The organism is Acidovorax sp. GW823-FHT02H02, assembly GCF_058797075.1.
The window spans coordinates 1-8,330 of sequence record NZ_JBXAJH010000036.1 but is presented as its reverse complement, the minus strand read 5'-3'; the positions used below and the strand labels follow the sequence as shown (position 1 = coordinate 8,330).

The 8,330-nt window shown below is 59.1% G+C and carries 10 protein-coding genes and 1 pseudogene; 7 read left to right on the top strand and 4 right to left on the bottom strand.

From position 1 onward, the window contains the following. Window positions 1-85: 85 nt before the first annotated feature. Window positions 86-943 (top strand): annotated as a pseudogene (locus tag AC1RDS_RS20775) (DUF3363 domain-containing protein); the annotation flags it as partial. Window positions 944-982: 39 nt separating this feature from the next. On the opposite strand, the gene AC1RDS_RS20770 reads toward AC1RDS_RS20775, so the two are convergent. Together AC1RDS_RS20770 and AC1RDS_RS20765 are read right to left on the bottom strand one after the other, a co-directional pair. Continuing rightward, complete coding sequence (locus AC1RDS_RS20770) at window positions 983-2,107, bottom strand: ABC transporter substrate-binding protein (protein ID WP_492227337.1); 1,125 nt, start codon at window positions 2,105-2,107, stop codon at window positions 983-985. 242 nt (window positions 2,108-2,349) lie between these two features. Next, window positions 2,350-3,423: a porin gene (locus AC1RDS_RS20765; protein ID WP_492227336.1), complete on the bottom strand. Its 1,074-nt coding sequence runs from the start codon at window positions 3,421-3,423 to the stop codon at window positions 2,350-2,352. A 459-nt stretch (window positions 3,424-3,882) separates the two neighbouring features. Here AC1RDS_RS20765 and tnpA point away from each other — a divergent pair, with 459 nt between their 5' ends. From tnpA to tnpC, 3 genes are all read left to right on the top strand, one after another. After that, a complete protein-coding gene (gene tnpA, locus AC1RDS_RS20760; RefSeq protein ID WP_056265811.1) occupies window positions 3,883-4,233 on the top strand; it encodes an IS66-like element accessory protein TnpA in 351 nt (116 codons plus the stop codon). Then, window positions 4,200-4,562, top strand: a complete 363-nt coding sequence (tnpB, locus tag AC1RDS_RS20755) for an IS66 family insertion sequence element accessory protein TnpB (protein WP_492227335.1) — start codon at window positions 4,200-4,202, stop codon at window positions 4,560-4,562. The genes tnpA and tnpB overlap by 34 nt, the downstream gene beginning before the upstream one ends. A gap of 81 nt (window positions 4,563-4,643) precedes the next feature. After that, window positions 4,644-6,173: an IS66 family transposase gene (gene tnpC, locus AC1RDS_RS20750; protein WP_166311894.1), complete on the top strand. Its 1,530-nt coding sequence runs from the start codon at window positions 4,644-4,646 to the stop codon at window positions 6,171-6,173. Here tnpC and merR read toward each other — a convergent pair. After that, window positions 6,162-6,599, bottom strand: coding sequence for a mercury resistance transcriptional regulator MerR (merR, locus tag AC1RDS_RS20745; RefSeq protein ID WP_056265803.1), 438 nt, complete (start codon window positions 6,597-6,599; stop codon window positions 6,162-6,164). The two genes, tnpC and merR, sit on opposite strands and share 12 nt — an antisense overlap. 42 nt (window positions 6,600-6,641) lie before the next feature. On the opposite strand from merR, the gene merT reads away from it, so the two are divergent. From merT to AC1RDS_RS20730, 3 genes are read left to right on the top strand one after another with little or no spacing between them, the layout of a single operon-like run. Further along, complete coding sequence (gene merT / locus AC1RDS_RS20740) at window positions 6,642-7,016, top strand: mercuric ion transporter MerT (protein ID WP_056265800.1); 375 nt, start codon at window positions 6,642-6,644, stop codon at window positions 7,014-7,016. A 14-nt stretch (window positions 7,017-7,030) separates the two neighbouring features. Next, window positions 7,031-7,315 carry a mercury resistance system periplasmic binding protein MerP gene (merP, locus tag AC1RDS_RS20735; RefSeq protein WP_056265797.1) on the top strand — a complete coding sequence of 95 codons (285 nt, stop codon included), beginning with the start codon at window positions 7,031-7,033 and terminating at the stop codon, window positions 7,313-7,315. Next, on the top strand, window positions 7,315-7,539 hold the full coding sequence (locus AC1RDS_RS20730) for a GDCCVxC domain-containing (seleno)protein (RefSeq protein ID WP_082585479.1): 225 nt from the start codon (window positions 7,315-7,317) through the stop codon (window positions 7,537-7,539). The genes merP and AC1RDS_RS20730 overlap by 1 nt, the downstream gene beginning before the upstream one ends. Window positions 7,540-8,198: 659 nt before the next feature. On the opposite strand, the gene AC1RDS_RS20725 is transcribed toward AC1RDS_RS20730, so the two are convergent. After that, window positions 8,199-8,330, bottom strand: a 132-nt coding sequence (locus AC1RDS_RS20725; protein WP_492227338.1) for an IS3 family transposase, incomplete at its 5' end; no start/stop codon positions are given.

Genomic DNA, 8,330 nt, shown 5'->3' with positions numbered 1-8,330 from the left:
AGACCCCAAGCCGATCAAATGGAAGTACGACAACCCACAGCGTCGATATCACCAATTTCAATGATTCAGTGGACTAGTAGTCGATGGTATCGACGGCCGGGCGCATTACCTCCGGCTCCAGGCCAACACCGACCTGGCGGAGCTGCCGGTTGGCGGTATTGTGGAAAGCAAACCGCAGGTGCTGGATCGTACAGGGGACCGTACGCTCATGGAGCTGACGCGGGATGGGATGTACACCACGGCCCAACATCGCGCGCAGCTTCTGCGGGCAGGAGATCGGGATCCACAGGCAACGGTCGAAGTCCACGTGCGTCGGCTGGAGGCGCTATGCCGACTGGGGATCGTGGAACGCGTGGCCGATGGCGTCTGGGCCGTGCCACCGGACTTATTGCAGAGGATCCAGCAACAGGGTGCTCAGAAGGATGCCAAGTATGCCGTCGAACTGCGCTCGCACCTGTCACTGGAGCAGCAGATCCGGTCCGTAGGATCCTCCTGGCTGGACCGGGTATTGGTGGTTAATGGCTCGCCCCAGCCAACTGCTCAAGGGTTTGGTGCACAGGTGTGGGAGGCAATGTCGCAGCGCGTGGATTTTCTGTCCGAGGAGGGGCTGGCGGAGCGGCGAGGGCAGCGCGTCATTTTCGCGCGTAATCTGCTCCGCACGTTACGCCAGCGGGAACTCGCTGCAGCAGCGCGCGGCGTCGCCAGAGAAACATCCTTGCCTTATTTGCCGTTAGTTGACGGCAACCCAACGTCGGGTTTCTACCGCCGCAGCCTATTGTTGGTGAGCGGTCGTTTCGCGGTGCTGGAATCCGCGCAAGGCTTCGTCCTCGCCCCCTGGGTATCAGCTATTGAGCCCTTTGTCGGTCAAGCGCTGAGGGTGACAACGCGTGGCGGAAAAGTATCCTGGAATTTGGGAAGGCTGCGAGGCCCGTCAATAGAGTAATACGATCAGAGAAAGTGCACCATTGCTCATTTCGTCCCTTTACTGGCGTATTTTACCGGTAGTGACGATTGATAGTTCGACGAATGTTGGAACCGATTGAGAGCCCGGGCGGAAGCTGACTACATAGCCACCCAAATCCAGCATGGTTATTGAATTGAGGGCTTGAAGGAAGGCATCGCGGCTAACTCGTGCACCCATACGCCTAGCTGCCTCGACAATGACTCTACCTGCAATGTATCCTTCCATCATGGAATAACTTACTGGCACTTCGGTCTTACCGGCCTTCGCGAGCGAATCTGCAAAGTCCTTTGTTAGTTGGCTTGTTACGCGATACGGATTTGGGGTCACCTGGGCAATGACTATTCCTTGCATTTGTTCGTCAGAGAGCCGTTTGCTGAGCTGCTCAACATCTGCGCCAGAATGAGAGAATAGTTGAGCTGCGCCGCGAGCCGCCCGATATTCTTCGACGAAAGCCGCAGTGACAGATCCGCTGGCAATCATAATGATCGCCTGAGGCTGGGCAGCGATCATCGCACGTACCGTTTTTTCAAAGCTTGTGGAGTTCAGTGGATGAGATGCCTTGACGAGAACCTGCGCTCGCGTTCGGTTCGCTATTTCGTCGATGCTCGATCGTAGTTCGTCGGACTGAGCGCCCTCCTCAAAAAAAAAGCCGATTCGGTTGATACCGACCGTGGCAAGGTGATCTGCAATCTTGTTGATTTCTGCCTTCAAACCCGCACGAACGCTATAGAGGTAGGCAAACTCGCTTGTAATTTCGCCCGTGCGATAGCCAACGAGGGCGATGTTTTCCTTTTGTAGCAGCTCAGACGAAACTATAGCTGCGACGCTGCGGCCGTTGACATAGCCTGAGAGAACTATCGGTTTTGACTCCGCAAGCAACTGCTTGGTGGCCGCCACAGCGGTTTCCGGTCGGCCACCATCGTCCTTACGCAGGAGCGCGAAAGTATGGCCGCCGACGCCACCTGCCCTGTTGACTTGGTCGAAATAGAGGCGTAGACCTGCAGAATATCCTCTGCCCTGATTGGCGTCTGTGCCTGTTAGAGGGGCAACTTGCCCCACAACGAGCTGCGCTGCTACCGCAGTTTGCGCCACAGCGAGTACTGCCCATGTCGAGATACGGCACAGTAATGTCCAATGTTTCATTAGCTTGCTCTTCGATGGTAGTTAAGATAAACATTTCTGACAGAGGAAAAACCACTTCGACTAATCTTTGGCGCGTCGATCCGCCCTGCCCGTCCTTGGAGGCGGACGTATAGCTAACGCATCGAGCTGATGTATTCGGCGCTCCCTGAAAGGAAACTCTGTGGTGCAGGTCGGGGGCTAATCGGTTTTCCAAAAAAAAGCACCGGGTCCAGCCCGGTGCAAACCTTGGAAACATGCCTATTTCAGAATGTGTGGCGAATACCGAAATCGACTCCCGAGGACGATTGGTTTGGACCCGTAGTTGATCCGTTGAGCGCTACCGCAGCACCTCCGCTGTTGCGGACCCGCGCGTAGGTGCTGTAGATGGCGGTACGCTTCGACAGTGAGTGCACGTAGCCGACGGACACTTTCTTGGTTTCTGGATCGCCAGGCGCTGTGGTGCCATACTGTGAATACATCGCCTTAAACTCACCGACGCCCAAACGCCAGACTCCCGCCAAATGTCCTCCCTTCCCGGTTACACCTCGGGTCGTGTCAACCTCGTCGCGGAAGTAGGCTCCCATTAGAGCGAAAGCGCCTACGTTGTATCGCGCGCCAATGCTGGTGGACACGATGTCTCCAGCGGCAGCCGTTGCCGCATATTTCGTTGCGGCATGAGTCATAGAAACGTCGATCGGGCCCCCAGTCCACCCGAAGCGCACACCCCCGCCGGTTCCTTCGTTCTTGCCAGCGCTTGAGTTACTAGCGTTTTCCCCCAAGTGATATTCGGCGAGTCCGTAGAAACCGCCCATATTTGCCGGTAGGTGGTACGAGATTTGGTTGGAAACGCGGTTGATTAGGCCGGTTGGGGCGCCCAAAAAGGCCTGTGATGCACCAACCCCGTTGTTGCCGTAAGGGTCATAGACGAAACGGTAGTAGTGGGCAGAGTAGTCTCGGCCAAGTCGGAGTTCACCCCAACTGCTAGTCAGGCTTACCGTAGAGCGTCGGGCGAAAGTCAGTCCCTGCGCTCCTCCTAGACTTGCTGGCACCCCGCTTGCTTGGTTGTTGGTGTTTGTTGCGCCGCCGGAGCCGTTGTCGACATTCACCGCGGCTTCTAACCAAAACGATGCGGACATGCCGCCGCCCAAGTCTTCCTGACCCCGAAAACCGAGGCGGGAAGATGCGTTGGCCCCTGAGCCAAGTTGCGTGCGATCTGCGATACTGCCTGACCCGGCCTGCAATGCAGCGTCCACAATGCCGAATAGCGTTACAGACGACTGAGCCGCCGCGAGTCCGGACATGGCTAGTAGTGCCGAGGTGATTGCGAGTTTCTTCATAGGTGACTCCATTAGATTTTTTTGGGCTCAACTCTTGCGCGTCGCAACAGTTCGCATTACGCATTCGAGCGAGCGAAGACAAACGACACCTCCCTCCCGGCCGGCGCAAAGCTGGCGGAATACAAGGCTGCCGAAGAGGTGGAAGTCTGTGGCTAGGCGATAAGCGATCCTTTCGCGGTCTAAGAGTGTTTCTTCACACCTGACTCGCGCCTGCCCCGCCCCTGATTTCTCTTGCAGAACAAGCACTTTGACACGAATTATTCGGTGCTCAATCCCACGGCGCAAATCAATTGAGAGGGCTCATTTATAAAGAAAGTTGATGGCCCTCAGCTGAAACGGGCATCGTCCACACGATGGATGCGCGTGGGACGATTGAGCGTAAGCGCACGGTCATCCCACCCTTGAAGGGATTGGTCTAAGCGGCAACGATGGTGTCCACCAAAGATTTAGGTGGACACCATGAATGAAGCCAAGAAGAAGACCCGCCGGCGGCACAGCGCCGAGCTCAAGCAGCAGATCATTGCTCAGTGCGCCGAGCCGGGTGCATCGGTGGCCAGCATTGCCTTGTCGTACGGCATCAACGCCAACGTCGTTCACAAGTGGCGCCGCGAAGCGGGTGGCGCGCTGCCTGCACTCCAGGCCCCCGCATTCGTTCCAGTGCCGCTGCCGCCAGCGGCATGTTCACCAGGGCCTGCACTTGCACCAGACATCCGCATCGAGCTGCGCCGTGGCGCCACCACCGTCTCGGTGACCTGGCCATTGGATGCGGCCGACCAGTGCGCCGTGTGGATGCGAGAGCTGCTCAAGTGATCCGGGTTGATGCGCTGTGGCTGGCCACTGAGCCGCTGGACATGAGATCGGGCACCGAGACGGCGCTGGCTCGCGTGGTGTCGGTCTTCGGCGCAGCGCGCCCGCACCACGCCTACCTGTTCGCCAATCGACGCGCCAACCGCATGAAGGTGCTGGTGCACGACGGCATCGGTGTGTGGCTGGCAGCGCGTCGCCTCAACAGCGGCAAGTTCGTCTGGCCGCGTGATGCGGCAAGCACCGCCTCGCTCACCCGAGCCCAGTTCGATGCGCTGGTGCTGGGCCTGCCCTGGCAGCGCCTTGGCAACGGTGGTGTCATCACCGTGGTCTGACTCTGAAGCGCAGACCGGTGCTTGCCAATTGGGGCATGCGCCAATGGTGCGCGTGTGCCAGTGCTGGCACAGTGGATGCCCATGGTGGTCGAGCCTCAATCCCTGCAGAGCCTGAGCGCAGAAGAGCTGCGTGAGCTGACCACGCGCCTCATGACGCAGCTGCGCCACCAGAGCGCGTTGCTGGACAAACTCACGCACGAGAACGCGCTCTTGAAGCGCATGAAGTTCGCAGCTCAATCCGAACGCTTCAACCCCGAACAGAAGAGCCTGCTCGAAGACGAGATCGAGGCCGACCTGGCAGCCGTGGCCACCGAGATCGATGCGCTGCAAGAAGCGCAGGCGCCCGCCAAGGTTGAAGAGAAGAAGGTTCCCAAGCGCGCGCCGCTGCCAGCCAACCTGCCGCGGCGCGAGATCCGCCACGAGCCCGACTCGACCACCTGTGCCTGCGGTTGCCAGATGAAGCGCGTGGGCGAGGACGTGGCCGAGAAGCTGGACTATGTGCCTGGCGTCTTCAGCGTCGAGCGCCACATCCGGGGCAAGTGGGCTTGTGCGAAGTGCGAGACGCTCACCCAAGTCCCCGTCGATCCGCACATCATCGACAAGGGCATCCCCACCACCGGGCTGCTGGCGCAGGTGCTGGTGGCCAAGTACGCCGATCACCTTCCGCTGTACCGCCAGGAAGCGATCTTTGGTCGAGCTGGTCTCGCGATCCCGCGTTCCACGCTCGCTCAGTGGGTGGGCGCGTGTGGCGTGCAGTTGCAGCCACTTGTGGATGCCATGAGAAACGAGCTGCTGCAGCACCGCGTGCTGCATGCCGATGAGACGCCGGTGTCCATGCTCAAGCCGGGCAACGGAAAGACGCACCGGGCCTACCTCTGGGCCTATGCCACGGGTGCCTTCGAGAACACCAAGGTGATCGTCTACGACTTCTGCGAATCACGCTCGGGCGAACATGCCCGGCGCTTCCTGGGCGACTGGAGAGGCAGCCTCACCTGTGACGACTTCAGCGGCTACAAAGCCTTGATCGCCAGCGGCGTGACCGAGGTCGGTTGCCTGGCGCACGCGCGGCGCAAGTTCTTCGATCTGCATGCAGCTAACCAGAGCCAGATCGCCGAGTTCGCGCTGCAGCAGTTCGGTCGGGTCTACGAAATCGAGCGCGAGGTCAAGGAGCTCAGCGCCGATCAGCGCCGGGCCATCCGGCAACAACAAACGAAGCCGCTGCTCGATGCCTTGCACCAGTGGATGCTGCTGCAACGCCAGAAGGTGCCCGAAGGTTCAGCGAGCGCCAAGGCGCTGGACTACAGCCTGCGGCGCTGGGTGGCGTTGACCCGGTTCGTCGACGATGGGCAACTGCCTTTGGACAACAACTGGATCGAGAACCAGATCCGGCCCATTGCCATTGGTCGCAACAACTGGCTCTTCGCTGGCAGCCTGCGCGCGGGCCAACGCGCCGCCGCCGTCATGAGCTTGATCCAGTCAGCGCGCATGAACGGGCATGACCCCTACGCCTACCTGCGCGATGTGATGGCACGTCTGCCCATGCAGCGCGCCAGCCGCATCCATGATCTTTTGCCACATCGCTGGCAGTCCACCACTGCTTCAAATCTGTAGCGGAGGCGACTGCCTCTCCATTGCCGCAATCAGCGGGCAACGGACTTTGCCTCTCCCAGAACTGCAGAGATCGATCAGTTCAGAGAGTACGGCTTCCATTCGGTGCAGGTCTGCAAGCTTGAGTTGAACTTCGGCGAGCTTGGACTCTGCGTGTGTACGGGCTTGAGCGCAGCTCGCACCATCGTCGAGTTGCAGCAACTGCGCGGTCTCATCCAGGCTGAACCCCAGCCGCTTCGCAGTCTTGATGAAATGCAATCGCGATAGGTCATTCTGGTCATATCGCCGAATGCTGCCCTGGGGCCGTTCTGGCTCGGGCATCAGCTCCTTGCGTTGGTAGAACCGTATGGTCTCTACATTGACACCGGCCGCCTTGGCCAGATCACCAATGGTCAAGCCGGGGTGGGCATGCGGAAGAGGAAGGCTCATGGTGCTTGACTCCGTACCAATGTACGGGACTAAGCTTAAGCCATGTCAACAAAATCTACAGACATTTCTGCCCGTGCCACTGGCGGTGGAAAGGCCTTGATCGCGGGTGGCCTGTCCGCGCTCCTTGCGTCCGCCTGCTGCCTTGGCCCTCTGGTGCTGATCATGCTGGGCATCTCTGGAGCATGGATCAGCACGTTGACGCTGCTGGAGCCGTACCAACCACTGTTCATTGGTGCAGCCACTATCGCCTTGATCTTTGCGGCGCGCCGGATATGGCGCCCGGTTGTGGCCTGTGAAGCGGGACAGGTATGTCAGCGGCCGATGGTCAGCCTCTCCTACAAGGTGCTGTTTGCCCTGGTGACCCTGTTGCTGGTGGCCGCGCTGGTGTTCCCCCTGTTCGCCCACTGGTTCTACTGATGAAAGGCTCCGACATGAAGCGGTTGATCATGACCACTGCAGCACTCTTGCTGCTGACGCCCGGCTGGGCTGCCCAACAAAGCGTCACTCTGTCGGTGCCCGGCATGAGTTGTGCCACTTGCCCCATCACGGTGAAGAAGGCACTGACCCAGATCGACGGAGTCATTGGCGTCAAATCCAACCTGGCCAAACGAGAGACCACGGTGGTCTTTGATGACACCAAGGTCAAGGTGGACGTGCTGACCAAGGCCACCACGGAAGCTGGATTCCCGTCATCTGTTGCCCCGGCAAAGCCGTAATGGATTTGATCTTGGACTCTGTTCTGACGTGCCCTGAGTGTGGGCATGCCAAGAACGAAACAATGCCGACGGACGCGTGCCAATGGTTCTACGAGTGCGAAAGTTGCCACACGGTCTTGCGCCCAAAACCGGGCCATTGTTGTGTGTTCTGCTCGTTCGGTTCGGTGCCGTGCCCTCCAATCCAGGCCGGTGGCGACGAAGCTTGCTGCGGCTCCAAAACGTAGGGGTCACTCCACCTCTGCGACTTCCAGCGGTAGATCAGGGTGGGGTGCCCGGACGCTTACGATTGAGCCAACTGTGAGTCGGGACCGTCGGCGGGAGCGGGAGCACCTCTGGGGCCGTAACCAAAGCGATAAGCAGCGGTAGTGCGTGCATTTGTGTCCTCAGCGACGCCGTCTGTCTATACCTTCCAGCTGCGAAGCTGGCTAGGTTGACTGCGCCTGATTAGGAGCCGCTCTTACCCAAGGTCATTTCTGAGTCATTGCGGCAAATTGCTGGTGGAGGGCATTGCCCGCTCCCGCGATGAGGAACACCCCCAGCCTGCACACTTAAATAGGGATGGTACTTACACCTGCGTTCAGGATGTGCTGACACGGCTGGCCACGCGCAAGGCCAGCCGGGTGGAACAACCTCGATCGCATCGGCCGGAGAACACTGAGCGGCCGATCGATAGCCGGTAATTTGCCCCTTCGCCTCGCTTGCATCTCTCATCCTCTTGACGTCCTGGCCTTACGTGCTTGCCTGCCTGTCTTCTGTCTCTCTACTCTCAGCGGTCAACAAGGCATTGCCCGAATGCTTACGTCGCGTCGTTGGGTTGTTGATTTCCACGCAAACCTAACCCACCGGGGGTTAGTGGGGGTGCGGATAAAAACTTGGACTGGTTTTATGCCGCAAGTCCAAGGCTCACCCGGTATTCGATAGGACTGAGGGAGCCAAGAGAGATCTTGATCCGCTTCTCGTTGTACCAACGGATGTAGTCGTCGAGCACTTCAATGAACTGCTCAACTGTGACGCT

What these genes read in the sequence shown, in the direction of transcription:
- AC1RDS_RS20770 (WP_492227337.1), bottom strand. Translation starts at nt 2,107, where the DNA reads ATGAAACATTGGACATTACTGTGCCGTATCTCGACATGGGCAGTACTC.
- AC1RDS_RS20765 (WP_492227336.1), bottom strand. Translation starts at nt 3,423, where the DNA reads ATGAAGAAACTCGCAATCACCTCGGCACTACTAGCCATGTCCGGACTC.
- tnpA (WP_056265811.1), top strand. Translation starts at nt 3,883, where the DNA reads ATGAATGAAGCCAAGAAGAAGACCCGCCGGCGGCACAGCGCCGAGCTC.
- tnpC (WP_166311894.1), top strand. Translation starts at nt 4,644, where the DNA reads ATGGTGGTCGAGCCTCAATCCCTGCAGAGCCTGAGCGCAGAAGAGCTG.
- merR (WP_056265803.1), bottom strand. Translation starts at nt 6,599, where the DNA reads ATGAGCCTTCCTCTTCCGCATGCCCACCCCGGCTTGACCATTGGTGAT.
- merT (WP_056265800.1), top strand. Translation starts at nt 6,642, where the DNA reads ATGTCAACAAAATCTACAGACATTTCTGCCCGTGCCACTGGCGGTGGA.
- merP (WP_056265797.1), top strand. Translation starts at nt 7,031, where the DNA reads ATGAAGCGGTTGATCATGACCACTGCAGCACTCTTGCTGCTGACGCCC.
- AC1RDS_RS20730 (WP_082585479.1), top strand. Translation starts at nt 7,315, where the DNA reads ATGGATTTGATCTTGGACTCTGTTCTGACGTGCCCTGAGTGTGGGCAT.